Genomic DNA, 23,047 nt, shown 5'->3' with positions numbered 1-23,047 from the left:
GAATATGTCGAGGCCGCGCGAATGGCGGCAGGTCGATTGTCTCTAGAACAATCCGCGAAGGAAATGAAGGCATTTGCGGCAAGGGTGGCGCAGGAGGAACCGGCCACCTTCGGACGGGCTAACGCTGCCTCTCAAGCCGCCTGATCAGATCGGTTGCATCTGCGGGCGCGCGCACTTTTGCGTCATTGTCGAAATAGACATAGACATCACGCCCGCGGGGAAGGTCCGCCGCGGCAGGGAGGACGCGCTCCGCCTCCTCGGGATCTCGCCCCGATGCCCAGGCACGGATCAGCGCGGCCCATCGGTCGAGCGCCGGCGCATCATAGCCGCTGACATAGAGCTCCTCGGATCCGTGGAGACGACAGTAGACAAAGTCGGCGGTCAAATCCATGAGAAGGGGCCATTCGACGGTGTCGGCGACCACAAGACCTGCTCCATGACGTCGCAAGAGCGCAATGAACTCCTCGCAGCGGAAACTCTCGTGGCGGATCTCGAAGGCGTGCCGCAGGGGCCGGTTCAGGTCGGTCTCCGCGAAAGCCCTGCCTTCCAGCCGTCCGTCGTGGCGCCGCGCGAGCCGGGCGGCGTCTTCGGTGTTCTTTGGGAGCATCGCCAGGAATTCCTCGAAACGCGACTTGTCGAAGGACATGCGCGGCGGAAATTGCCACAGCAGGGGACCCAGCTTGTGACGAAGCTTCAGCAGGCCGGACGCGAAGAAGTTCGCCAGCGGAAGCTCGATGTCGCGCAGTCGCTTCATGTGCGTGATGTAGCGAGAGCCCTTGACGGCGAAGATGAAATCTTCTGGCGTCGCATCGTACCACTTGGCGAAGGACTCAGGCCGCTGCAATCCGTAGAAGGTCCCGTTGATCTCGATCGTTGGGAATTTCCCGGCCGCATAGCTCAGCTCACGCTTCTGCGGCAGGTCCTCCGGATAAAAGGCGCCGCGCCACGGCTTGTAGGTCCAGCCTGATATACCAATCCTTATCGCGCCACGCGCCGCCATGGGCTGCGGTGCCTCCTGCCTTGCTGGCCGCCACACGCGACCCGGCAGGTGAAACTGCTGCCCCGGTATTCCGGTTCCGCTCACTTGGCGAAGATGAAGAAGGCGCCGAGCGCAATGAACGCAAAGCCGAGGCCCTGCTTCCAGTGGAAGGATTCCCCGAGGTAGAAGATCGAGAAGAGTACGAAGACAGACAGGGTGATGATTTCCTGGATCGTCTTCAGCTGCGCCGCGTTGAAATAGCCATGCCCGATCCGGTTCGCGGGAACCTGGAAGCAGTACTCGAGCAGAGCAATTCCCCAGCTCGCAAGGATGACGACGTAAAGCGGTGAGGTCTTGAACTTCAGGTGGCCATACCAGGCGAAGGTCATGAACAGGTTGGACAGGAGAAGGAGGCCGATGGTGGCGGCGGGAATCGCGTAGTTTGGCATGTTGGGTGTCCGGTGAGATGCGCGCTACCGCAAGCATGCCGGCGAGGCAAAAACAAGAGGCTTGCGTGGCCGATCTGCCGCGTACCACCCGGCAGACAAGCGGCATTGCCGGGCAAGGCAGCAACTGGTACCAGCCGGATGATGTATTCGGCCGCTTGCGACCTCACCGCTGACCGATGGAAATACAATCCAGACTTAACTGAAGGACCAGGAATTGCCTATTCGTTCAACGCAAGGGGCCGATCGGGTCGTTGCCAGCCGCAAGCCGTCACCGGCCACACGCTTTCTTCTCGGAGCGAGCCTCGTCCTGATCGCCTTCAACCTGAGGCCGGTGTTTTCCAGCGTGTCGGCACTCCTTCCGGAAATTCGGTCGGGGCTCGGGCTGGGAGACATGGGAGCAGGTTTCCTCACGACCTTGCCGGTCGTCTGCCTCGGCGCCTTCTCCCCATTGGCACCGCGCCTGGCGCAGAGGATCGGGTCCGAGCGAACCCTGCTCCTCGTCGTGATCCTTCTGACCGTCGGCACGGCGATCCGTGGCATTCCCTCCCTCCCGCTACTGTTCATCGGAACTGCCGTTGCGGGCGCGTCCATCGCTGTCGCCAACGTTCTGCTGCCGGGGCTGGTCAAACGCGACTTTCCAGACCGCATGGCTCTTCTGACCGGCCTCTACACAATGGCTCTTTGCGGTGGTGCTGCCGCGGCCGCGGGGCTGACGCTCCCGGTCGAACATGCGCTCGGCAACTGGCTGGGCGGTGCCTTGGCCATCTGGGCGCTGCCGGCGGCGATTGCCGCGCTCGTCTGGTTGCCACAGGTGGTGCGGGCAGGACGTCACGACAGGCGTGTCAGCAAGCGGGTCGTCGGTCTCTGGCGAGACAGGCTCGCCTGGCAGGTAACACTCTATATGGGGCTCCAGTCCGCATTGGCCTATTGCGTCTTCGGGTGGCTGGTCCCGATCTTGCGCGAAAGGGGACTGGACGGGATCGCGGCCGGTGGCATTGTTTCGGTATCGGTCATGGTGCAGGCCGCAGCATGCTTGGTCGTGCCCCACATCGCGGTGCGGGGAAAGGACCAGCGGGTCGTCAACGCCGCGCTTTGCGTCATTTCGGTTGGCGCGCTACTCGGCCTGCTGTTCGCGCCCTTGTCGACGGTCTGGCTCTGGGCCGTGCTGCAGGGTATAGGGCAGGGTGGACTGATTGCCGCCGCCATGACCAATATCGTACTGCGCTCTCCCGATCCGCTGATTGCGTCCCATCTCTCGGGCATGGCCCAATGTGTCGGATATCTCCTAGCATCAATCGGTCCACTTATCGTCGGCTTCATTCGCGGTTGGACAGGTAGCTTCGCGGCGACGTCCGTGCTCTTTGTCGCGCTCGGCCTGGGCGCCGCAGTGAACGGCTGGCTCGCCGGCCGCGCGAGATACGTTAACGTAAGGGTGGAGGAGACGGCTGTTTCGTAAGAAGCGCGAAACCGATGCGGTCTCCAAGAGGACTTTCCGCCTTCGCTGCAAAATTGATGGCGAGATACTCGCCACGGCGCGCGAGGGCCCCATATCTATTTTTCGGCGAGGCTGGACGGGGTACTTGGGAACCCCGTCACGATAATTTCAGGACGGAGGGTTATTTGATGCATTCGATTATCAGGACGGCCGGACTCGCATTTGCGCTGGCCTTGGGAACTGGAAGCGCCTTTGCGCAGGTCGTCGTGTCATCCAAGATCGACACTGAAGGAGGCGTTCTCGGAAACATCATCCTTAAGGTGCTGGACACCAATGGTATCCCAACCACCGATCGGATTCAGTTGGGGGCGACACCGGTGGTGCGCTCCGCGATCACTGCTGGAGAGATAGACATCTATCCGGAATACACGGGCAACGCCGCATTCTTCTTCGAAAAGGCGGAAGATCCGGCCTGGAAGAATGCGGAACAGGCTTATGCCCTCGCAAAGCAGCTTGATTACGACGCCAATCAGATTGTCTGGCTGACGCCGTCGCCCGCGAACAACACCTGGGCAATCGCCGTGCGCAAGGACCTCGCGGAAGAGAACAACCTCAAGTCTCTGTCCGACTTCGGCGCCTATGTCGCCGGTGGGGGAGAGGTGAAGCTCGCCGCTTCGTCGGAGTTCGTGAACTCCGCCGCAGCCTTGCCGGCTTTCCAGTCCACCTACGGATTCACATTGCAGCCGGAGCAACTGATCACGCTCTCCGGCGGTGACACCGCAGCGACGATCGCCGCAGCGGCCAACCAGACCAATGGCGCCAATGCGGCGATGGTCTACGGGACCGACGGGGGTATCGCGCCATCGGGTCTGGTGGTGCTGGATGACGACAAGGGTGTGCAGCCCGTCTATCAGCCCGCTCCGATTGTGCGTGAGTCCGTGCTGAAGGAACATCCGGAGATCGAGACGCTTCTTCAGCCAGTCTTCGAGAAGCTCGACCTCGTCACGCTTCAGGATCTGAACGGACGGGTGCAGGTGGGCGGTGAGCCGGCCAAGGCCGTCGCCGAGGACTTCCTGACGAGCAACGGCTTCCTCAAATAGTTGTCTGCCCGTCGCAGCGATGCCAACATGCGGCCATGACCGGGCGAGCCGACAGGACTGGCGAGTGACCACACGGATCGACAAGCTCGGCATTGCGATCGCGCTGCTCGTCGCCTTGGGCGTCGCTTCCCCATTTGCGACAGCCAGGGCGAACAGGATCGTGCAGGGCGAGGCGGTCGGCCTTTTCTCTGCTTTGCCCGCATGGGCAGCCGGGGCGATTTTGACCATGGCGACTCTCGCCGCGCTATCCGGCCTCATGGTCACCCGAACGTCGATGCGCCTGCTTATGGCCGTTATGGGAATCGCCGCAGTCTTCCTCGGCATCGGCCTTGCGGGGCAGTTCCTGGCGCCGGACGGTAACAGCTATGCCCGCATTTCCCCTGCCTCGGGGTTCTGGATCCTGTTTCTCGCGCTCGCTCTTCTGGCGATCGATGCCATAGCGCGCTCAAGGCCGCGCCCCGTGGTGCGGCTCCTCTATCTCGTCGCGACAGCGGCAACGCTGATGCTCGTCCTGTTGTCCGGTGTCTGGAATGATCTCTCGATCATGAAGGAATACGCCGCTCGTGCCGACGTCTTCTGGACCGAAATGACGCGGCATCTTCTGCTGGCGATGGGCTCCCTTGCTGCCGCGACCGTCGTGGGGCTTCCGATGGGTGTTTTCTGCGAGAGAACGCCTGCCGTCAGGTCCGCCATGCTCAATACGCTGAACCTGATCCAGACCATCCCTTCCATTGCGCTTTTCGGCATTCTCATCGGTCCACTGGGCTGGATTGCAGCCAATGTTCCTGGAGCGTCGGCGGTCGGCATTCGCGGCATCGGTGCGGCTCCGGCCTTCGTCGCACTCTTCCTTTACTCGCTCCTTCCGGTGGTCGCCAACACGGTGGCGGGACTGGATGGAGTACCGAGGGCCACGCGGGAGGCGGCGAGGGGCCTCGGCATGACGTCGGCCCAGCGGCTCTTCCGGATAGAATTCCCGCTGGCTCTGCCCGTAATTCTGACTGCTGTCAGGATCGTGCTCGTCCAGAATATCGGACTTGCAACGGTGGCTGCCTTGATCGGAGGAGGAGGTCTTGGAACCTTCGTCTTCCAGGGATTGGGGCAAACGGCTACGGATCTCGTTCTACTGGGAGCCTTGCCGACCGTGATGCTCGCCTTTGCCTCGGCGGTCGTATTCGATGCGCTGAGCGAGATGACTGCGTCACGCACACAGGGAGGAAGGGCCTGATGATCGAGATAGAGTCCGTCACTAAGCTCTATGACGGAAGGCCCGTGGTGGACGACGTTTCCATGGTGGTGGCGCCGCGTACCATATCGGTGATCGTCGGCACGTCCGGGTCGGGCAAGACCACACTGTTGCGGATGATCAATCGGCTGGTGGAGCGGGATGCAGGTTCGATCCGGATCGACGGCGAGGACAACCGGTCGATCCCCGGCCACGAACTGCGCCGCCGCATCGGCTATGCCATCCAGGGGCACGGGCTCTTCCCGCACCGGACCGTATTCGAGAACATTGCCACGGTGCCTAGATTGCTGGGGTGGGAGCCCGCACGGATCGACGCAAAGGCGGGGGAACTCCTGTCGCTCTTTCAGCTTGACCCCGAGAAATTCGGGCCTCGCTACCCGCACCAGCTTTCAGGTGGCGAGCAGCAGCGCGTCGGCGTCGCGCGGGCACTTGCGGCCGAGCCAAACATATTGCTCATGGACGAGCCCTTCGGTGCGCTCGACCCGATTATCCGGGCGAAGGCCCAGGACGATCTGCTGACCATCCAACAGCATTTCTCCACCACCATCATCCTGGTCACGCACGACATGGAGGAAGCCTTTCGGCTCGCTGACAAGATTGCGGTGATGGATGGTGGCCGGCTTCTTCAGTACGGACGCCCGAACGAACTTGTGCGGCGGCCGACCACGCCATTCGTCGAGGCGCTGATCGGTACGGCAGAGCGTCCCTATCGCCTGCTGGCGCTCGCCACGCTCGAGGAGGCGGTCGAGGCGGGAGAGGCCGACGGCCCTGCCATGCCGATACGGACAAGCCAGAAGGACGCGCTCGCAGAGCTCCTATGGTCGCGTCGGGAGGCCCTGCCGGTGGTGGCGGGCGACGGCAGCCCGGCGGGTCGAGTCACCCTGGAAGCGCTCCTGAGGCGAGCGGGCGGTACGGGATGAAGAAATGGCTGCCACGCACTCTCCGTCTTGCCCTTTTCGCACTGCTGCTCGCATTTTTGCTGGCGCCGCAGAGCTTCGAACCTCTTCTCAAGCCGCTCGTGCAGCGAAACGCGCCGGCCATCTACAATCAGGGCAGCCTGTTACTGCTGACCACCCAGCACCTTCTGACGGTTGCGATCGCGATTACTGCGGCTGCGATTGTCGCGATCGGTCTGGCGATCCTGGTGAGCCGGCCAGTGGGACGCGAATTCCTTCCATTGTCGCGAAGCCTGGTCAACATCGGCCAGACATTTCCCCCCGTCGCCGTCCTCGCTCTCGCCGTACCGATCTTCGGGTTTGGCGAGAAGCCCACCTTGATCGCACTCTTCCTCTATGGCCTGCTGCCGATCTTCGAGAATAGTCTGACCGGACTGACGACACTGCCTCAGCCGGTCATGGAAGCGGCCCGCGGTACGGGAATGACCGACTGGCAGCGTCTGCTGAGGGTCGAGTTGCCGCTCGCCTTGCCGGTCATGCTCGCCGGTATCCGCTTGTCCGTCGTCATCAGCCTTGCGACGGCCACGATAGGATCGACCGTGGCGGCCAAGACCCTGGGTGAAGTGATTATCGCCGGGCTTCAGTCCAACAACCTTGCCTTCGTGGTGCAGGGTGGGTTGATCGTTGGGGCCTTGGCGGTGCTGATATATGACGCATTGGCCGCACTGGAGCGCCGAGTGGCGGTACGGCTTTAGCCAGCCGGCACCGTCCGTGGATTCTCATCCAAGAAAGGTACCGTGATGCCCGTCCAGCGCTTTAGTTTCTATGTCCTGCTGGTACTGGTTACGATCGCATTCGTCGCGGTCATGTTGCCGTTCTATTCTGCCATCTTCTGGGCCGTCGTCCTGGCGATCATCTTCTTTCCCGTGCATGCCAGGCTGGAGGCGCGGCTGGGTAAGCACCGGAACCTGTCCGCATTGCTGTCCGTCACCATCTGCGTCTGCTTGGTCATTATACCCGGGATGATTATCCTGAGTTCGCTGGTGAGGGAAGGAAACAACCTCTATCAGCAGATCGATACCGGCCAGATCGACATCAGACGCATCCTTCAGCAATTGCAGAACTCTCTCCCGGAATTCGTGAGAGAGCCGATCGAAAGCCTGGAACTGATGGGTTTCGATGAGATTAGAGACCGAGTTGCGTCGGTCTTCATGGAGGGTGGCCGGTTCTTCGCCGGCAGGGCCCTGAGCATCGGTCAGAATACTTTGCAGTTCTTCATTGTCTTCGGCGTGATGCTGTATCTGCTCTTCTTCCTGTTTCGCGATGGGCGGTGGCTGATCGGAATGCTTCGGCGGTCGTCACCGCTCAGCGAGGGCCATACGCAGCGATTCGCCGCAAAGTTCGCCTCTGTGGTCCGCGCGACCGTTCGCGGCAACCTCATCATCGCGCTCATACAGGGTGCAATTGGAGGACTGACATTCTGGGCGCTCGGGATTTACGCGGCGCTTCTGTGGGGCGTGCTGATGGCCTTCCTGTCGCTCCTTCCGGCCGTTGGCGCGGCTGTCGTCTGGGTGCCGACAGCTATCTACCTCGCCCTGACGGGCGCCTGGTTGAAGGCCGCCATCCTCGTCTTCGTAGGCGTCCTGGTGATCGGGCTCGTCGACAATCTGCTGCGCCCGCCGTTGGTCGGGAAGGAAACGCGGCTTCCGGACTACGTGGTGCTGATCTCGACCATCGGCGGCCTGTCACTGTTCGGGGTGAACGGCTTCATCATCGGCCCGCTCGTTGCCGCTCTCTTTATCTCCGCCTGGAGCATCTTCACGGAAGAGAAGGGACTAAGTGATCACTGACAAGAATGTGCGGATCGCAAGCCGCTTGCGGTCACGCGGCGCGCTAGTGGCGGGCGGGAGACGAAGAAACCGAGAACTACACCTACGCTATAGCCCTCCAAAATGACACCTGAAAGCCGCCGAAGATCGACAGAAGGGGCACGGGTTGGCATTATGTTGCCCGTGTCCAACCGCAGGAGCGATGCAAGGACAATCCGCGCGCAGCGTGAAGGAGCAGAACCATGGTAGTCGTGATGTTGATGAGCGTGGCGCTAGTCGCCGTCCTTTGCGTCGTGGCCTATAAGCTCGCAGTCTATGCTCTGCCCTTCATGCTTGGATTGACTGCTGCGCAATTCGCCTATCAGACCGGCCCCGGCGTGATAGGTGCCGGGCTGGTCGGCCTCGTTTCCGCTGGCGTGGCGTTTGGCATCCTCGCTCTGCTGTTCGAGACGTTGCGCACGCCCATCCTGCGCTTGATCGTGGCGCTGATCTTTGCCGCACCCGCCGCCGTCGCGGGCTATGCGCTGGTCCATGGCATCACCAAAGAGGCGGTGCCCTCTGAAATCTGGCGGCAAATCTTCTGTCTGGTCGGCGGCGGATTCGTTGGCGTGTCGGCTTTGATGCGACTGGCCACACCATTGCCCTCCAGTCCCGCGCCTGCTCGCTGAGGTTGGCAGAAGCAGCGAGGGGCCGTGACCGAGCAATTTAGCGATACCGATCATTGGAAGCTGCTCGCAACGGCCAAGCGATTCTTGACCGCAGCAGACGTGCTCCGGCGGTCGGAGGAATACCAGTCATCCAGAGTGCTATTTACTCCGGTCCTCCATCTCACAGCGCACGGAATTGAGGTGCTGCTAAAAGCAAATCTGCTTGGGGCGGGACTCACGCTTGACGATGTGAAAAAGAAATATGGTCACAGCATCGCGGCGCTTTGGGCGGATGATCTGAACCAACTTCTGCGAGATGAGGCTGCATCGGAAGCTCGGAAGGTTTGGCAGAACGCCCAAGCCGATGGGAAATGGCCGGATCGTTTTGATGATGATCCCGTGGCCCTTCTGGAAGAATACCTCGCTGCCATCAATGCGCTGCACACGGCGGCGTCCGAATACGCCTTGAGATATGTCGCTGCATCCGAAATGACCGCACCAAGGCCGCACCTTCTCATAGAGACGTTCTTGCCGGTTTCCGATCTTTGCGTTCGGCAACCACGCGCGTTTGTGCCTTCAAGCTGATATGCAGACCCGGCGCTAATGCGCCGGGACATTGTTACTGGCGGCCCTCCGGCTCTCTACAGCGCAATGTGGAAGCGCGTTCGCCTCCGGGCCGGCGCGGCTGCCGCCGCGTCTCATCTTAGGAAGAAGGTTGCTAAGGGCGTTGCCCTCGCGCGGCGCAAGAAAACTCTCCGGCCTTTCGCGGCATAAACGGCCCGCTCCCCGCAAGCGGGTCCCCTCCATTTATTCCACGGTGCCAAAGACTTCTCCTGCACCTTGCTACCCGTGGCTCGCCGCCGGGCAAGGGTTCAGGAGCGGCGCTTCGCTGCTCTGAACCCCAAACCCGAGGATCAGAGACATGACCAACCTTTCCGACAGCAATCCCCGCATCTATGTCGCCTGCCTTGCCGCCTACAATAACGAGTATCTGCACGGCGCTTGGATCGACGCGGATCAGGGCGCGGACGAAATCAGGGACGAGATTGCCGCGATGCTAGCGCGCTCGCCGATCAAGGGCGCGGAGGAATACGCCATTCATGACTATGAGGGTTTCGAAGGCGTCAGCATCAAGGAATATGCCGGCATCGACACCGTGGCACGCATGGGCGCTTTCATCGCCGAGCATGGCGCGCTAGGCGCTGGCTTGCTGGAGCAGTTCGTCGGTGACATGGACCAAGCCGAAACCGCTTTGCGGGACTGCTATCATGGCCAATTCCCCAGCCTTGCCGACTTCATGGAGGATTTGACCGCTGAAAGCGGCGTCACGATTCCCGAGGCGCTGCGCTACTATATTGATTGGAAAGCAATGGCCCGTGACGCTGAAATGAACGGCGAGTTTTTCACAGTCGAAACCGCACATGACGAAGTGCATGTGTTTTCCAGCCAATGAAAGCCGGAGCGCCTTGCCCGCACTTTTGCGGGCGGGCGTGTCGCGGAAACATCGAAATAGTGTTAAGCAGAAAATAACCAATATTGATCGGGTTGGCCGCTCAACGTATCTGCTTTGAGCGGCTTCTATATTTCTAGCGATCTTTGAACCTCTAAGGGCTGGGCGCTGCCTTGCGCGCCCCGGCTTTGGGAGGTGACGCCATGCTTAGCATCGACTGGCGTTCGCCGGCGGCATACAGGCACGCGAAGCACATTTCGGCCGCCGGTTTCGCTTGGGAATATCTGCGCCGGAATAACGATTATCGTCAGGATTTCCTGACCATCGCACTAACCGGAGGACCGTCCGGCCGTGACCTTGAAGCGTTCGCGGATCGCTGGGGGTTGCGATTTCCCATGCGATCCCGACGCGCCGCATGACCGGCCGCCGCCAATCTGGAGTCCGAACCTTCAACCGCAAGCGGTGATGCTGTCGCCCGTCGAGCATAAGGACGGCGACACCGAACCGATATTGACGCTTGCGCAACTCGCCGGCCTCGATCTGCGCCGCGCTGCCGATGGCTGGCATGGTATCTGGCAGGTTGATGGCGTCACACATCAATTCTGGCTTCCCGAGGCGGTGCCCGACGCAGCCGCCTTCTATGCCGTCACCCTGCCGATGGATTCCTTTCTGGAGCTTCGCGCTCACGCTGCCCGCCGTTTCTGGCGGTCCCTCAACGGCCGCGCGCCCGGTCCCGACTTCCGGGCCGTTCCTGCCCAACTCCGGCAATGGCATATCCTGTCCCTGCGCGCGCTCGACGCCCGACTGCGCGGAGAAAGCTATCGCACCATCGCCGAAGTCCTGCTCGGCTTTCGCGGCTCCAAGGAGGATTTCGAGAACGACCCGCGCAAGAACAAGGCCCGCCGTCTGGTTGCGCACGGCATCAAGATGATGTGCGGCGGCTATCGCCTGTTGCTCCACTACCCTATCAAGCCCGGCAAGCGTTGATCGTTAGCGAGCACCGTCTTGTTGCAAGTCGCAAACTTACTGCCAGTTGCAACAAAGAGGTGCGACACGAAAAGAGCCGGAAAGCCAGCCCTCGGGGAAATGTTGCGGACTTTAGAATTCCTGTGAGAACTTCAGCAGGAATGGAGTGGAGCTAACAGACTGCTTCATGTTTCATGAACGGCAAGGCGGCTGCTCAGCTGAATAACTCGTTGCGCAATCCATGATGTCGCACGACCATGCCTGAAATTTATTTTGAGGAAATTTACCATGACCTTACTAAAGACGCTGCGTTTGATTTTCAGTCCTTGCGCCCCGGTGGATCGTGTTAACTTCATCCAGCTAGAGCTTGACCCAGAAGTGATGCGGTTTCTTAACAATGGTGCGGTTGATCATGACAGGATCGATTCGACGACCGCGCCGTTTCTCATGCCACGAGGAACCGAGCCGAACGTCTGGACAGCGCGACGCAATGAGGATGACGAGTTCGTCGGCTGGTTCTGCTTGTTGCCGAAAGGGAGGGCGTTAGCTGAGATCGGATATCGACTGCGCCGGGAAGCTTGGGGTCAGGGGCTGGCAACTGAAGGAGCTTTGGCTCTTATCGGTTGGGGCTTCGAGGTTGCGGGATATGACAAGATTGTGGCCAATACAATGGCGGTCAACCAAGGGTCACGCCGTGTAATGGAGAAGGTTGGCATGATACACACGCGGACGGATTTCTTGGATTTTCCCGACCCCATACCCGGCACGGAGCACGGCGAGGTAACGTATGAGTTGTCCTGTTCAGAATGGGCCAACAATTGAGAGACATATCAGCTTTTAGGACGCGACAAAGCCACTCGAAACGTCAGCGATGAGGTCGATTCCTGCCGGTCGGATATTGTGAAATTCCAAAGCTTGCGAGGTGAAGTAAGCTAAAAACCGCCGATGCTCACGCCTTGTTAGCTGCCGCCTGTTCCAGAATCTTCCTATAGCCCTCATGCGAAAGCCATTGCGCGCGTTCGAGATGGCTTTGCCAACAACGATAGGTCCGAAGTTCCTCGGCAGCCGGATCGCGGTGAAGCACGATCCGCGCGACTACCTTCCAGTCCGCGCCCTCGGCCTTGGCATCCAGCAAGCGTAGATAGGTCACGAAATGCCGTTCGTCATAGACGGTTATGGTGTCGCCGGTCGGCGCTTCGTCGTCCACATCGGGATCGAGTTCGACAGGAACCCGCATAGTCATTCCCCGTATCTGACAGAGCTTGTCTGCGGTGCGCCCCCGCAAACGATTCTCTCTGACTCTTGGTGATCGGGGAGTTAGTAACCGTCACGAAACGGCCCCATGGCCTTTAGCTCGGAAAGCCTGTTGTATACGCCACAGGCTCCCCGACCATAGGTCAAGGAGTTGGTGCCGTTCTGGCTGGCACCGGCCATCCGTGAGGGGTTACTACGCCCCAGAGCAGCGCGTCTGCTCCACCCGCAATCTTAGCCGAACTGCGCGGGAATGTCTTTGCCTTTTCGGCGTGACACCGCGACGGGCCGCTGAAATCCCACACCAATTAGCCGCAAGATGCCCCGAGGGGGGTGCCGCCAACGCATAGGCGCAAATGCGGCACGCTACGCGCCGCCGATCCCTCGCCATGGTTCGCCACAGTCCGCTGCCGCCCCCCGGCAGCCCAATCCCGACTGGAGGTGATCCATGCCCAACCCGCTTGCGGGCCTGCCGCCGCGCCTGTTGCGCACCAAGGAAGCCGCGCGCTTCCTCGGCATATCCATCCGCACCCTTGAGAAACATCGCACCTATGGCACCGGCCCGACCTATCGCAAGGTCGGCGGTCGCGTCCTCTACACCGTCCGCGATCTGGAAGACTGGAGCGCGGTCGGCGAACGCAAATCCACCCGCGACAAGACCGCCGGCACAGTCTTTCCCGCCCGTCCGCTCACGCCCGAAGAACGGGACGAGTGCTAAATGCTGCGCGAGGACGATCACGCCCCCGCGCCGCCGACCGAGGACAGCGAGCGCAGCCGCCTAGACCCTTTCGTGGTTGCCACGGGCGATGCGCCGCCGCGCGACCAGCGCGACTTGATGGAACGGCCGTTTTTCTCGCTGGCGAAGACCCCGCGCACCAAGCCGATTCTCTATAAGGCCGCCGACATAGAGGTGCAGGTGTTCGGGATGCCCGAGCATGGGATGGCGACCATTTGGGACGCCGACGTGCTGATATGGGCGGCCTCGCAGATCGTCGCGGCCGAGAACAACGGCCTCACCACATCGCGTTTCTTCCGCTTCACGCCCTACCATCTGTTGCGCGCCATCGGCCGGCCGACCGGCAACCGGCAATATCTATTGCTCAAGGCCGCGCTGGCGCGGCTGCAATCGACTGTCATCGCCACCACGATCCGCAACGGCCCGCATTGGCGTCGCCGGCAATTCTCATGGATCAACGAGTGGGAGGAAATGACGACGCGCGCCGGCCGCGTCGAGGGCATGGAGTTCGTCCTGCCCGAATGGTTCTACAACAGCGTCATTGACCGCTCGCTGGTCCTGACCATCGACCCGGCCTATTTCCGGCTGACTGGCGGCATCGAGCGATGGCTTTATCGCGTCGCCCGAAAGCACGCCGGGCACCAGCGCCATGGCTGGATTTTCGAGGTCGCGCACCTTCATCAGAAATCCGGCAGCCTCGCCCGGCCGTCCGACTTCGCGCTGGACCTGCGCCGGATCGCGGCCCGCCAGCAACTCCCCGGCTACCGCCTCCAGATCGAGCGGGAAGACGGCCGCGAGCTGCTGCGCATCCGCCCCGAAAACTTATCAACAGGCACTGTTGATAAGGGTGTGAATACCATCGGCACATCAGGCGCACGGGGTATCGGCACATCAGGCGCACGACTATCGGCACATCAGGCGCACGAACCACAGCTAACGCTTTGGCCTGAAACGCGGAATCCGACCGCTAACTTATCTAACAGAGAATCTAACTCTTTTTCTTTGACGCGCGCGCAGGCGAAGCGTGGTGCCGGTTCTGCCGGGAACGGCGAGCTATGACGCCCGCCGTTGACGCAGCGCACGCGCGCAATCCCCACCAGCACATCGCCGGAGACGCACAATGACCTGTCGCGCCCATCGCAGCGCGCACGGCCGTCCGCTGCCGGACGGGCCTGCGCCCTTCACCACATTGGTCGAGCTGACTTTCGAGAAACGCCGCATCGAGCATTGGATCAGGTTCGGCCGCAAGAGCTATGAACAGATCATCGACCGCCGCCGCAGCGTCGTCGGGTTCGCGCCGGGCAGCGTCTTCGCCTTCGTCCGATGGGCGAATGGCGAGCATGGCACGGTCGTTTCCCGCATCGACATTGTGCGGGCCATCGGGCGCGGCGAGCCGTTCCAGACATTGCCATTCGTCCGCCCCGGCGGCGAAATCCTGTTGCGCCTCGACGGCTGGCCCAAGGTGCAGCGCGGGCTTGCCGCCATCGACGCCGTGGAATCGCTCGGCCTCGACCCAGCTGACGCCGCACCGGAGCATTGGCGGCACGTCCACAACCGTTTGACTGCCAATCTGGAGCCGCACGCCTACACGCCCGAGCGACATGCCGCGTGGCTTCACCGCCGTAGGATCGAGCCGTGACGCGCCGCCGCATCCTCACGGTGACGGCGCTCGCCGCCATCGGCATCGCCGCCGCCAGCGCCGTCGATTGGCCCGTGAAACTCATCTGGAACGCCACGGCCAGCGTACCCATCGGCTTCTACACCATCGAGCCGGCCGACGCGCTCGGCGTGCCCGAGCTGGTCGCCGTCATGCCGCCCGAACCGCTCGCCGCCTTCATGGTCGAGCGCGGTTATATCGCGCGCGGCGTCCCGCTGTTGAAGCGCGCCTTGGGCCTGCCGGGACAGCAGGTTTGCCGCACCGGCCGCGCGATCACGGTTGACGGGATCGAGATGGGCGAGGCGCTGGAGCGTGACAGCCTCGGCCGCGATCTGCCCGTCTGGCAGGGCTGCCGCGTGATCGGCGACGGCCAGCTTTTCCTCATGAATTGGGAAGTCCGCGACAGCCTCGACGGCCGCTATTTCGGACCCATCCCCGCAGCTTTCGTCATCGGCCGAGCGATCCCGCTCTGGACCGATGAGGAAGGCGTCGGCCGCTACGAGTGGCGCGCACCGACGCATTGAAACCACCCCCGAAAGCCAACCACAGGAGATTTCCCATGGCAGAAATAGGCACCTTCACGCGCACCGAAACCGGCTATGCCGGGGAGCTTCATTCGTTCGGCCTCCACGAAAAGCTGTTCATCGTTCCGGCCAAGCCGAGCGACATGAAAAACGCGCCCGACTATCGCCTGCGCCTCGATAGCGAGGACGGCCCGGACGCTGGCCCCGCATGGAAAGACTCCAGCGAAAATGCCGGCGACTTTGTGTCCATGAGACTGGAGGGGCCGATCTTCCCGTTCCCGATCCGCGCCAAGCTGTTCCAGTCCAACGACGATTCATCGGTCTGGACGCTACGTTGGAAGCACCCCCGGAAAGTCGAGGACGAGGAATGACGGCCGCGCGCGTCCGGCCCGCCATCCGGTCCAAGATCGTCATCCCTTTGTTCGCGGAAAAGCCGTCTCATCCCTCTGTCCCGCTCGGCCACCGGACGGCCGGCGCTTGCGCCTTGCCCTTGACCGCAGCGAGCACGCTGGCAGGCTGGTGTCGAAGCGGAGACAGGACTGCATGGCATTATGCCGTCCTGATACTGGCCGGCGCGCTTTCCGTCTGCGCCGGATCGGGCGTCGCGGTCGCGCAATCCGCGCCCGTCGAGCGCCCGGCCGCCGCTCATCCCTATGCGACCCACGTCGCCGAGGCGTCGCAGCGGTTCGGCATCCCCGAGCACTGGATTCGTGCCGTGCTGCGCGCCGAGAGCGCGGGCGACGTGCGCGCGATTTCGTCGGCTGGCGCGATGGGATTGATGCAGGTGATGCCCGACACATGGGCGGGCCTGCGCGTCCGCTACGGCCTCGGCCGCGATCCCTACGACCGGCGCGACAATATCCTCGCAGGCACGGCCTACCTGCGCGAAATGTTCGACCGCTATGGCAATGTCGCGGCGATGCTGGCGGCCTACAATGCCGGTCCCGGCCGCTATGACGAATACCTTGCGACCGGCCGCACGCTGCCGGCCGAGACGCGGGCCTATGTCGCCGCGCTCGCGCCGATCCTCGGCGGCGCGGCTGCAACCGAACCGCCGTCATCGGCACCATCACCGCCGCCCGATTGGCGTGAATCACCGATGTTTGTCACACGCTCGACCGACGCCCAAACTGCGCCTGCGCTGCCGGCCGAGGCGCAATCTGGCGATCTGTTTGCTGCCGTTTCGGAGCCGGATCGCCGATGAAGATCGCCTATGCCGACCCGCCCTATATCGGCTGCGCGCACCTCTATCGGGACCATCCAGACTACGCGGGCGAGGTCGATCATGTGCGCCTAATCGAGCGGCTGGAGCGCGACTATGACGGTTGGATATTGCACGCCGCCGCCACGCCGCGCTCCATCGCAACGCTTGCCCCGCTGGTCGAGCGGACGGGCGCGCGATGGATGGCATGGGTGAAGGGATTTGCGGCGTTCAAGCGCAATATCCCGGTCGCCTTTGCATGGGAGCCGGTCATCGTGAAGGCAGCGCGAAAGCCTGTCGTCAGCAAGCGGCTGGTGATGCGGGACTGGATTCAGGAGAGCATTACGCTTCGCCGTGGCCTCACTGGCGCGAAGCCCGAAGCGGTCTGCCATTGGGCTTTCGAGATGGTCGCCGCGCGTCCCGACGATACGCTCGACGACCTGTTTCCCGGCACCGGGGCGGTTGCCCAAGCGTGGCGCACATGGCGGCTCAAATTCGCTTTGCCGGACGAGCCGGCGGCGCGCTCCGCAGCGCCTCGCGGTGTGCAGGATCGTGCAGCGGATGGAGCAGGATCATGAAGGCTGGAGGGGCAGAAAAGGCAGGAAGGGTGGAGGGCAAGATTAAAGAAGACGGCACCATATCGGGCCGCTTCTGGAAATTATTGTTGTCTGCACACTGGTTAGGTTGCCGGTTCCGGCACCATGGTTTTGAGGGGCCGCGTGCCGCGATTTCGCGCAAAGCCTTGGCTTTGCAGGGTTTCGAGCGGCACCATAGGCCGATATCGGCCGTTTTTCGGCGGTTTCGTCAGGAGTCGCGCCCGTGAGCGCCGACGACGAAAACCGCTTCCGTCCGAAGCCCGGCCGCATCCGATCCGACACGCCGAAGGCCGGCAAGACCAAGAGCTTTTTCACGCAGGTCAAGAAGATCACCCGCCAGCATCAGGCGGCAGCCTCCCGCGATCCTTCCATGCCGTCATCCGCTCGCCCGTCATCGCCGGGGCGGTCCCGCGCCATGGTCGCCAGCGGCAAGGGCGTGAAGCGCGGGCGTGGCACGAGCTTCGTGCGCGCCCGGAACATCTCCGGCCACTGGCATCATCGCCAGCCGGGCAGCCGCCGCGTGATCGTCAAGCAGCGCAGCATCCGGGCCGCATGGAAGGGCGGCCGCGCCCGCGCACATCTGCGCTATGTCCAGCGCGACGGCACGTCACGCGATGGCGAGCGCGGCAGGCTCTATTCGGCGACCGAGGACCGCGCCGATGGCGACGCCTTCCTTGATCGCGGCAAGGACGACCGCCACCAGTTCAGATTCATCGTCTCGCCCGAGGACGGCGCGGAGTTGTCGGACCTCACGGCCTACACCCGCGATTTCATGAAACAGGTGGAAGCCGACCTCGGCACGAAACTCGATTGGGTCGCCGTCAATCACTACAACACCGGCCATTCCCATGTGCATGTCATTGTCAACGGCCGCGACGATACGGGCGGGGATCTAGTCATCAATGGCGACTATCTGTCCGCTGGCCTGCGCGAACGCGCCAGCGAGCTTGCCAGTCTGGAACTCGGCCCCGTCACCGAGATCGAGCAGACCCGCAAGCTGTCCGCCGAAATCGACCAAGACCGTTTCACCCGCATCGACCGCGCCATGGTCGAGGAAGCCGATGCCCGTTTCCTCGACCTGCGCCATGAACCGGCGGAGCCGAAGCGGCAGTTCGAGCGGACGCTGCGTTTGCGCAGGCTCGGCAAGCTGGAGAAGATGGGGCTGGCGACCGAGCACGCGCCCGCCGTTTGGGAATTGAGCAAGGACATGGAGCCTGCCCTGCGCGAGCTAGGCGAGCGTGGCGACATTATCCGCACCATGCAGAAGGCGCTCGGCCCGCAGGGAGGCGAACGCGATCCCATGAGCTTCCAAATCCATGACGGAGCGCCCGAGACGCCTATCGTCGGTCGCGTCGTGGACAAGCACCTGTCCGACGAGCTGGGGGAGAACCTGACCGTTGTGGTGGACGGGATCGACGGCCGCACGCACCACATCGCCGGCATCGCGCCCGAGCGGCTGGAGGATGTCCGCATCGGCAGCGTCATTGAGGTCGGCCCGGCCGAGGCCACGGCCCGACCGTCCGACCGCTCCATCACAGCCATCGCCGAGGACGGCATCTATCGGCCGAGCCGCCATCTGGAGCAGGCGAAGTTTGAGGGCCGCGTTCCGAGCGGCGACTATGAGGGCTATGTCGATGCCCATGTCCGCCGACTGGAGGCGCTACGCCGGGCCGGGATCGTCGAACGCATCGACGCAGATCAATGGCGCATTCCCGATGATCTGGTCAGCCGCGCCGCCGTCCATGACGCCGGCCGCGACCGGCAGGCCAGCGTTCGCGTCCTGTCCCCGTTCGATCTAGGCAAGCAGGTCGGATCGGATGGCGCGACCTGGCTGGACCGGCGATTGGTCCATAGCGAAACGGACGATCTTGCGCCGGCCGGCTTCGGACAGCAAGTGCGTGAGGCGATGGACCAGCGCCGCGAGCATCACATCGAAGAGGGCGACGCTGCCCGAGCGCGGAACGGCCGCATCTTCTATCGGCGCAGCCTTCTCGCCACCTTGCGCGAGCGGGAGGTCGCCCGCGTCGGCGCGGAGATGGCCGAAAGGAAGGGGCTGCCGTTCCGCGCCGCCACGGACGGCGAGAACGTCAGCGGCAAGTTCACCGGCACCGTGCAGCTATCGAGCGGCAAGTTCGCGGTGGTCGAGCAATCTCATGAGTTCACCCTTGTCCCTTGGCGGCCAGTCATCGACCGCCAGCTCGGCCGCGAGGTCATGGGCGTCGTGCAGGGCGGATCGGTGTTGTGGCAGCTAGGGCGGCAAAGGGGGTTGGGACTTTAGAGCACCTGAAACGGCGTTGCGACACCGGCGCTATTCGGATAGGAGATAGATATTCGTATTGCCAAGTGTGGAGCTATCAGCATGGGAAACGCTAAGTCAGCAGACAAGTAAGCCGCAACAACAAGCACTGTTGTTGCGGCGTTCTGTAAGATCAATCCCAATCTGATTGTTGACGAGCAGACGCCGCCCGGAATCTTTAATCGAGCGGTTGATTCGTCATGACTATCACACGCCCCGCGTGGGCCTATACGTTGCCGGCAGCCCTGCTGCTGATGGCTCCCTTCGACATCCTCGCGTCACTGGCGATGGATATTTATCTCCCCGTCGTCCCAGCGATGCCCGGCATCCTAAACACGACGCCATCCATGATCCAGCTCACGTTGAGCCTCTACATGGTCATGCTCGGCGTGGGACAGGTGATCTTTGGCCCAATATCGGATCGCATCGGGCGACGGCCGATCTTGCTTGCGGGTGGGGCGCTTTTCATCGTCGCTTCTCTCGGAGCGGCATGGTCGTCAACGGCCGCAGCCTTCGTCGCTTTTCGCCTGCTACAAGCGGTCGGCGCGTCGGCGGCGTTGGTAGCGACGTTCGCGACGGTTCGCGACGTTTATGCCAGCCGCCCCGAGGGTGTCGTCATCTACGGTCTTTTCAGTTCGATGCTGGCCTTCGTGCCCGCCCTTGGCCCCATCGCCGGAGCACTGATCGGCGAGTTTTTCGGATGGCGGGCGATATTCGTCACGCTGGCTGCACTTGCGTTGCCTGCACTCTTGAACGCCGGTTTCAGATGGCACGAAACCCGCCCCTCGGATGAAGTAAACACACGCCGTTCCGTTTTGCCTATCTTCGTGAGTCCAACCTTTTGGGTTTACACGGTCGGCTTTAGCGCTGGCATGGGCACCTTCTTCGTCTTCTTCTCGACAGCCCCCCGAATGCTCATAGGCCAAGCCGATTATTCCGAAATCGGGTTCAGTTTGGCTTTCGCCACTGTCGCACTGGTCATGATTGTGACAACCCGTTTCGCGAAGTCCTTTGTAGCCAGATGGGGCATTGCGGGATGCGCGGCGCGTGGGATGGCGTTGCTCGTTTGCGGGGCGATTCTGTTGGGAATCGGTGAACTTTTCGGCTCACCATCGTTCCTCAGCTTCATCCTGCCAATGTGGGTAATGGCAGTCGGTATTGTCTTCACGGTGTCCGTCACCGCCAATGGTGCTCTCGCACAGTTCGACGACATCGCAGGATCGGCAGTCGCCTTCTACTTCTGCGTCCAAAGCCTGATCGTCAGCATCGTCGGGACACTAGCGGTAACGCTGTTGAACGGAGATACGGCTTGGCCCGTGATCTGTTACGCCACGACGATGGCGATGCTAGTTTCGACGGGTCTTGCGCTACTTCGATTCCGTGAGGTTCACGCCGAGAGGTCGCCGGTCGTCTGACCGGCGACTGGCAGGACGGTCGGCACCCATGCGGCGCACCCGTCATCGCAGCTTCATGAATGGCGGTATCCTAACCGGCAGGATACCGCTCATTTCCCTTGTTCAGTTCATGGCCGTTGCCGAGCATCTGAATTTTCGGCACGCGGCCAACGCGCTCGGCGTCAGTCAGTCGAGCGTCAGCGCGCGCGTGAAGGCGCTGGAGAAAAACTTGGTGTCCTGCTGTTCGAGCGCCATGCGCGAGGCGTCCGGCTAACGGATGCAGGCAGACATTTCATGGAGCTGGTCGCGGTGGGCGTCGATCAGCTCGATCACGCCGTCAAGACCGCCGGCATGACAGCGCAAGGCGAATGCGGCCGGCTACGCATCGTTGTCTATGCCCTGATTCCGGCAGCTTCCTTGCAGAACTGGTCGCCAGTATCGGAAGGGCCATCCCAATCTCGACATCGAAATCACGGAGGGCACCGCTGGCGGCCGGTCATCGACCGCCAGCTCGGCCGCGAGGTCATGGGCGTCGTGCAGGGCGGATCGGAATCGTGGCAACTCGCGCGGCAGAGGGGGATAAGCCCCTAATCTGTTGTAGATGAACGTAGCCGCTCGAAACCGGTGATGAGGCTGTCAAGTCCGAAGTTGAACGCAGCATCTATGCCTTCTGTTTCCAACTCGTGAAACAGATCGTGCAGGAAGGACGACGGTGCTTGCTCGGACACATCTGGCCTGTCCGGAACTCTCTCATCGGCATCAGATGCCTGCTGCTCGAGAACGGAACCGACCACATAGTGACTGACCGCCCGGAGCGCCCAAACAGCGTGCTTCGGACCAAAGCCCGCCGCGCAGAGAAAGCGTATTTGTGTCTCGGCAGCGCCAAAATTCGGTTCTGTCGGTCGAGTGCCGGCATGGATGCGCGCCCCGTCGCGATAATAGAGCAACGCCGTTCTGAAACTCTGGGCGTTCTCTTTCAGGAATAGCCGCCAGTCTTCGTTCTCTTCGGGTAGCGAGCGGGTGTGGCGTTCCGTCAGCATTGCCTCGGCCAGTGCGTCAAGCAGCGCGCGCTTGTTCTGGAAATGCCAGTAAAGCGCAGGCTGCTGAACCTTGAGGCGTTCAGCGAGCTTTCGCGTCGTCAGGTTGTCCATGCCAACCTCGTTCAGCAGCTCCAGCGCCGCTGCGATCACGGTGCCCTTGTCCAGTTTGGTCATTCACGTTCCTTCGCCAACGCTTGACAATTTATCACCGATAAGTTCTATGTCCATGTCCTTATCATTGATAAAGTCGCTCGCATTGAGCGGCGCTGGAGTTTCAGGTGCGCAGCTCTGCCATCATCGCCCTGCTGATCGTCAGTCTCGACGCCATGGGACTCGGCCTCATCATGCCGGTCCTTCCGACGCTTCTGCGCGAGCTTGTGCCGGCGGAGCAGGTCGCTGGTCACTATGGTGCTTTGCTGTCACTCTATGCGTTGATGCAGGTCATCTTCGCGCCCGTGCTTGGACAATTTTCAGATGCTTACGGTCGGCGTCCGGTGCTTCTGGCTTCCCTTGCGGGGGCCGCAGTCGATTACACGATTATGGCATCAGCGCCGGTCTTATGGGTGCTCTATATCGGCCGGCTCGTCTCCGGCATCACGGGCGCAACCGGAGCTGTAGCTGCCTCAACCATTGCGGATTCGACGGGGGAAGGTTCTCGCGCACGCTGGTTCGGCTACATGGGGGCCTGTTATGGGGCAGGCATGATTGCCGGGCCAGCACTTGGTGGTATGCTCGGTGGTATTTCTGCCCATGCTCCGTTTATCGCCGCTGCCCTTCTCAACGGCTTCGCGTTCCTGCTTGCCTGCATTTTTCTCAAGGAGACTCATCACAGCCATGGCGGGACCGGAAAGCCGGTTCGCATCAAACCATTCGTTCTGTTCCGGCTGGATGATGCATTGCGCGGGCTAGCTGCGCTTTTCGCAGTCTTCTTCATTATTCAACTGATCGGCCAAGTGCCTGCGGCCCTATGGGTCATCTATGGCGAGGACCGTTTTCAGTGGGACACCACGACTGTTGGTTTGTCGCTTGCGGCATTTGGAGCAACACATGCGATCTTCCAAGCGTTTGTTACCGGCCCGCTTTCAAGCCGGCTTGGAGAGCGGCGCACGCTACTCTTTGGCATGGCTGCGGATGCGACTGGCTTCATTCTTCTGGCTTTTGCCACGCAGGGATGGATGGTGTTCCCGATTTTGTTGCTGCTTGCCGCCGGAGGTGTTGGCATGCCGGCCTTGCAGGCAATGCTTTCAAACAATGTCAGCAGTAACAAGCAAGGAGCTTTACAGGGAACGCTTACAAGCCTCACCAATCTAAGCTCTATCGCGGGACCGCTTGGCTTCACGGCACTCTATTCTGCCACC

Annotated in this window: 28 protein-coding genes and 1 pseudogene; 25 read left to right on the top strand and 4 right to left on the bottom strand. The window is 61.9% G+C overall.

Annotation, left to right across the window (positions count from 1 at the left end; all coding sequences use genetic code 11):
• Positions 1–118: 118 nt before the first annotated feature.
• Positions 119–1,000, bottom strand: coding sequence for a DUF72 domain-containing protein (locus ACEPP2_RS19420; protein ID WP_395517639.1), 882 nt, complete (start codon positions 998–1,000; stop codon positions 119–121).
• An 80-nt stretch (positions 1,001–1,080) separates the two neighbouring features.
• Positions 1,081–1,428, bottom strand: a complete 348-nt coding sequence (locus ACEPP2_RS19415) for a DMT family protein (RefSeq protein ID WP_077545986.1) — start codon at positions 1,426–1,428, stop codon at positions 1,081–1,083.
• A gap of 220 nt (positions 1,429–1,648) precedes the next feature.
• On the opposite strand from ACEPP2_RS19415, the gene ACEPP2_RS19410 reads away from it, so the two are divergent.
• From ACEPP2_RS19410 to ACEPP2_RS19355, 12 genes are all read left to right on the top strand, one after another.
• Positions 1,649–2,884, top strand: coding sequence for a CynX/NimT family MFS transporter (locus tag ACEPP2_RS19410; protein WP_281977472.1), 1,236 nt, complete (start codon positions 1,649–1,651; stop codon positions 2,882–2,884).
• A 167-nt stretch (positions 2,885–3,051) separates the two neighbouring features.
• Positions 3,052–3,963: a glycine betaine ABC transporter substrate-binding protein OsmF gene (gene osmF, locus ACEPP2_RS19405; protein WP_395517638.1), complete on the top strand. Its 912-nt coding sequence runs from the start codon at positions 3,052–3,054 to the stop codon at positions 3,961–3,963.
• A gap of 64 nt (positions 3,964–4,027) precedes the next feature.
• Positions 4,028–5,188, top strand: a complete 1,161-nt coding sequence (locus ACEPP2_RS19400; protein WP_395517637.1) for an ABC transporter permease — start codon at positions 4,028–4,030, stop codon at positions 5,186–5,188.
• Positions 5,188–6,126 (top strand): ABC transporter ATP-binding protein, encoded by a 939-nt coding sequence (locus tag ACEPP2_RS19395; RefSeq protein WP_395517636.1) that lies wholly within the window; start codon positions 5,188–5,190, stop codon positions 6,124–6,126. Before ACEPP2_RS19400 ends, ACEPP2_RS19395 begins: the two co-directional genes overlap by 1 nt.
• Positions 6,123–6,857 carry an ABC transporter permease gene (locus ACEPP2_RS19390; RefSeq protein ID WP_395517635.1) on the top strand — a complete coding sequence of 245 codons (735 nt, stop codon included), beginning with the start codon at positions 6,123–6,125 and terminating at the stop codon, positions 6,855–6,857. Before ACEPP2_RS19395 ends, ACEPP2_RS19390 begins: the two co-directional genes overlap by 4 nt.
• Before the next feature lie 45 nt (positions 6,858–6,902).
• Positions 6,903–7,952 (top strand): AI-2E family transporter, encoded by a 1,050-nt coding sequence (locus ACEPP2_RS19385; RefSeq protein ID WP_281977474.1) that lies wholly within the window; start codon positions 6,903–6,905, stop codon positions 7,950–7,952.
• Positions 7,953–8,173: 221 nt separating this feature from the next.
• Positions 8,174–8,599: a hypothetical protein gene (locus ACEPP2_RS19380; RefSeq protein WP_395517634.1), complete on the top strand. Its 426-nt coding sequence runs from the start codon at positions 8,174–8,176 to the stop codon at positions 8,597–8,599.
• Between the two features lie 24 nt (positions 8,600–8,623).
• Complete coding sequence (locus tag ACEPP2_RS19375) at positions 8,624–9,163, top strand: hypothetical protein (protein WP_156134371.1); 540 nt, start codon at positions 8,624–8,626, stop codon at positions 9,161–9,163.
• A gap of 337 nt (positions 9,164–9,500) precedes the next feature.
• Entirely contained in the window at positions 9,501–10,031 is a 531-nt protein-coding gene (locus tag ACEPP2_RS19370; protein WP_395517633.1) for an antirestriction protein ArdA, read from the top strand.
• A gap of 200 nt (positions 10,032–10,231) precedes the next feature.
• On the top strand, positions 10,232–10,447 hold the full coding sequence (locus ACEPP2_RS19365) for a transcriptional regulator domain-containing protein (protein ID WP_082009501.1): 216 nt from the start codon (positions 10,232–10,234) through the stop codon (positions 10,445–10,447).
• A 46-nt stretch (positions 10,448–10,493) separates the two neighbouring features.
• The gene (locus tag ACEPP2_RS19360) at positions 10,494–11,015 is read left to right on the top strand and encodes a DUF2285 domain-containing protein (protein ID WP_023511901.1); all 522 of its coding nucleotides are present in this window, start codon (positions 10,494–10,496) and stop codon (positions 11,013–11,015) included.
• Positions 11,016–11,282: 267 nt separating this feature from the next.
• Positions 11,283–11,816, top strand: coding sequence for a GNAT family N-acetyltransferase (locus ACEPP2_RS19355; protein ID WP_395517632.1), 534 nt, complete (start codon positions 11,283–11,285; stop codon positions 11,814–11,816).
• A gap of 127 nt (positions 11,817–11,943) precedes the next feature.
• Here the strand turns inward: ACEPP2_RS19355 and ACEPP2_RS19350 are convergent, their stop codons facing one another.
• Positions 11,944–12,231 carry a DUF2285 domain-containing protein gene (locus ACEPP2_RS19350; protein ID WP_023517584.1) on the bottom strand — a complete coding sequence of 96 codons (288 nt, stop codon included), beginning with the start codon at positions 12,229–12,231 and terminating at the stop codon, positions 11,944–11,946.
• A gap of 462 nt (positions 12,232–12,693) precedes the next feature.
• Here ACEPP2_RS19350 and ACEPP2_RS19345 point away from each other — a divergent pair, with 462 nt between their 5' ends.
• The 12 genes and pseudogenes from ACEPP2_RS19345 to ACEPP2_RS19290 form a co-directional block, all read left to right on the top strand.
• The gene (locus ACEPP2_RS19345) at positions 12,694–12,963 is read left to right on the top strand and encodes a helix-turn-helix transcriptional regulator (RefSeq protein ID WP_023516906.1); all 270 of its coding nucleotides are present in this window, start codon (positions 12,694–12,696) and stop codon (positions 12,961–12,963) included.
• Positions 12,964–14,040 carry a replication initiator protein A gene (locus tag ACEPP2_RS19340; protein WP_395517631.1) on the top strand — a complete coding sequence of 359 codons (1,077 nt, stop codon included), beginning with the start codon at positions 12,964–12,966 and terminating at the stop codon, positions 14,038–14,040.
• Between the two features lie 61 nt (positions 14,041–14,101).
• Positions 14,102–14,620, top strand: a complete 519-nt coding sequence (locus ACEPP2_RS19335; RefSeq protein ID WP_395517630.1) for a DUF2840 domain-containing protein — start codon at positions 14,102–14,104, stop codon at positions 14,618–14,620.
• Positions 14,617–15,162, top strand: coding sequence for a S26 family signal peptidase (locus tag ACEPP2_RS19330; RefSeq protein WP_023512087.1), 546 nt, complete (start codon positions 14,617–14,619; stop codon positions 15,160–15,162). The genes ACEPP2_RS19335 and ACEPP2_RS19330 overlap by 4 nt, the downstream gene beginning before the upstream one ends.
• Positions 15,163–15,197: 35 nt before the next feature.
• Entirely contained in the window at positions 15,198–15,533 is a 336-nt protein-coding gene (locus ACEPP2_RS19325) for a DUF736 domain-containing protein (RefSeq protein WP_023512088.1), read from the top strand.
• Positions 15,530–16,366, top strand: a complete 837-nt coding sequence (locus tag ACEPP2_RS19320) for a lytic transglycosylase domain-containing protein (RefSeq protein WP_023512089.1) — start codon at positions 15,530–15,532, stop codon at positions 16,364–16,366. Before ACEPP2_RS19325 ends, ACEPP2_RS19320 begins: the two co-directional genes overlap by 4 nt.
• Positions 16,363–16,941 carry a hypothetical protein gene (locus ACEPP2_RS19315; RefSeq protein ID WP_023512090.1) on the top strand — a complete coding sequence of 193 codons (579 nt, stop codon included), beginning with the start codon at positions 16,363–16,365 and terminating at the stop codon, positions 16,939–16,941. Before ACEPP2_RS19320 ends, ACEPP2_RS19315 begins: the two co-directional genes overlap by 4 nt.
• Positions 16,938–17,186, top strand: coding sequence for a hypothetical protein (locus tag ACEPP2_RS19310; RefSeq protein WP_156031792.1), 249 nt, complete (start codon positions 16,938–16,940; stop codon positions 17,184–17,186). The genes ACEPP2_RS19315 and ACEPP2_RS19310 overlap by 4 nt, the downstream gene beginning before the upstream one ends.
• A 143-nt stretch (positions 17,187–17,329) precedes the next feature.
• On the top strand, positions 17,330–19,237 hold the full coding sequence (locus tag ACEPP2_RS19305) for a relaxase/mobilization nuclease domain-containing protein (protein WP_369523895.1): 1,908 nt from the start codon (positions 17,330–17,332) through the stop codon (positions 19,235–19,237).
• A 218-nt stretch (positions 19,238–19,455) separates the two neighbouring features.
• Positions 19,456–20,670: a chloramphenicol/florfenicol efflux MFS transporter FloR gene (floR, locus tag ACEPP2_RS19300; RefSeq protein ID WP_395517629.1), complete on the top strand. Its 1,215-nt coding sequence runs from the start codon at positions 19,456–19,458 to the stop codon at positions 20,668–20,670.
• A 28-nt stretch (positions 20,671–20,698) separates the two neighbouring features.
• The gene (locus ACEPP2_RS19295) at positions 20,699–20,923 is read left to right on the top strand and encodes a helix-turn-helix domain-containing protein (RefSeq protein ID WP_449619209.1); all 225 of its coding nucleotides are present in this window, start codon (positions 20,699–20,701) and stop codon (positions 20,921–20,923) included.
• Between the two features lie 212 nt (positions 20,924–21,135).
• Positions 21,136–21,240: pseudogene (locus tag ACEPP2_RS19290) on the top strand (DUF3363 domain-containing protein); the annotation flags it as partial.
• Here ACEPP2_RS19290 and tetR(G) read toward each other — a convergent pair.
• Positions 21,237–21,863, bottom strand: a complete 627-nt coding sequence (tetR(G), locus tag ACEPP2_RS19285; RefSeq protein ID WP_395517628.1) for a tetracycline resistance transcriptional repressor TetR(G) — start codon at positions 21,861–21,863, stop codon at positions 21,237–21,239. The pseudogene ACEPP2_RS19290 and the gene tetR(G) sit on opposite strands and share 4 nt — an antisense overlap.
• Before the next feature lie 104 nt (positions 21,864–21,967).
• Here tetR(G) and tet point away from each other — a divergent pair.
• A partial coding sequence (tet, locus tag ACEPP2_RS19280; protein WP_395517076.1) for a Tet(A)/Tet(B)/Tet(C) family tetracycline efflux MFS transporter occupies positions 21,968–23,047 on the top strand: 1,080 nt, incomplete at its 3' end.

The sequence above is a fragment of the Pseudorhizobium flavum genome (assembly GCF_044142885.1).
Lineage (GTDB): Bacteria > Pseudomonadota > Alphaproteobacteria > Rhizobiales > Rhizobiaceae > Neorhizobium > Neorhizobium flavum.
The sequence above is the reverse complement of the archived record's forward strand: the minus strand, read 5'-3'. Positions and strand labels throughout refer to the sequence as shown.

Bases quoted from the DNA above. Each gene is read 5' to 3' on its own strand.
- ACEPP2_RS19420 (WP_395517639.1), bottom strand. From the start codon at position 1,000: ATGGCGGCGCGTGGCGCGATAAGGATTGGTATATCAGGCTGGACCTAC.
- ACEPP2_RS19415 (WP_077545986.1), bottom strand. From the start codon at position 1,428: ATGCCAAACTACGCGATTCCCGCCGCCACCATCGGCCTCCTTCTCCTG.
- osmF (WP_395517638.1), top strand. From the start codon at position 3,052: ATGCATTCGATTATCAGGACGGCCGGACTCGCATTTGCGCTGGCCTTG.
- ACEPP2_RS19395 (WP_395517636.1), top strand. From the start codon at position 5,188: ATGATCGAGATAGAGTCCGTCACTAAGCTCTATGACGGAAGGCCCGTG.
- ACEPP2_RS19390 (WP_395517635.1), top strand. From the start codon at position 6,123: ATGAAGAAATGGCTGCCACGCACTCTCCGTCTTGCCCTTTTCGCACTG.
- ACEPP2_RS19385 (WP_281977474.1), top strand. From the start codon at position 6,903: ATGCCCGTCCAGCGCTTTAGTTTCTATGTCCTGCTGGTACTGGTTACG.
- ACEPP2_RS19380 (WP_395517634.1), top strand. From the start codon at position 8,174: ATGGTAGTCGTGATGTTGATGAGCGTGGCGCTAGTCGCCGTCCTTTGC.
- ACEPP2_RS19370 (WP_395517633.1), top strand. From the start codon at position 9,501: ATGACCAACCTTTCCGACAGCAATCCCCGCATCTATGTCGCCTGCCTT.
- ACEPP2_RS19365 (WP_082009501.1), top strand. From the start codon at position 10,232: ATGCTTAGCATCGACTGGCGTTCGCCGGCGGCATACAGGCACGCGAAG.
- ACEPP2_RS19360 (WP_023511901.1), top strand. From the start codon at position 10,494: ATGCTGTCGCCCGTCGAGCATAAGGACGGCGACACCGAACCGATATTG.
- ACEPP2_RS19355 (WP_395517632.1), top strand. From the start codon at position 11,283: ATGACCTTACTAAAGACGCTGCGTTTGATTTTCAGTCCTTGCGCCCCG.
- ACEPP2_RS19350 (WP_023517584.1), bottom strand. From the start codon at position 12,231: ATGCGGGTTCCTGTCGAACTCGATCCCGATGTGGACGACGAAGCGCCG.
- ACEPP2_RS19345 (WP_023516906.1), top strand. From the start codon at position 12,694: ATGCCCAACCCGCTTGCGGGCCTGCCGCCGCGCCTGTTGCGCACCAAG.
- ACEPP2_RS19340 (WP_395517631.1), top strand. From the start codon at position 12,964: ATGCTGCGCGAGGACGATCACGCCCCCGCGCCGCCGACCGAGGACAGC.
- ACEPP2_RS19335 (WP_395517630.1), top strand. From the start codon at position 14,102: ATGACCTGTCGCGCCCATCGCAGCGCGCACGGCCGTCCGCTGCCGGAC.
- ACEPP2_RS19325 (WP_023512088.1), top strand. From the start codon at position 15,198: ATGGCAGAAATAGGCACCTTCACGCGCACCGAAACCGGCTATGCCGGG.
- ACEPP2_RS19320 (WP_023512089.1), top strand. From the start codon at position 15,530: ATGACGGCCGCGCGCGTCCGGCCCGCCATCCGGTCCAAGATCGTCATC.
- ACEPP2_RS19315 (WP_023512090.1), top strand. From the start codon at position 16,363: ATGAAGATCGCCTATGCCGACCCGCCCTATATCGGCTGCGCGCACCTC.
- ACEPP2_RS19310 (WP_156031792.1), top strand. From the start codon at position 16,938: ATGAAGGCTGGAGGGGCAGAAAAGGCAGGAAGGGTGGAGGGCAAGATT.
- ACEPP2_RS19305 (WP_369523895.1), top strand. From the start codon at position 17,330: ATGCCGTCATCCGCTCGCCCGTCATCGCCGGGGCGGTCCCGCGCCATG.
- floR (WP_395517629.1), top strand. From the start codon at position 19,456: ATGACTATCACACGCCCCGCGTGGGCCTATACGTTGCCGGCAGCCCTG.
- ACEPP2_RS19295 (WP_449619209.1), top strand. From the start codon at position 20,699: ATGCGGCGCACCCGTCATCGCAGCTTCATGAATGGCGGTATCCTAACC.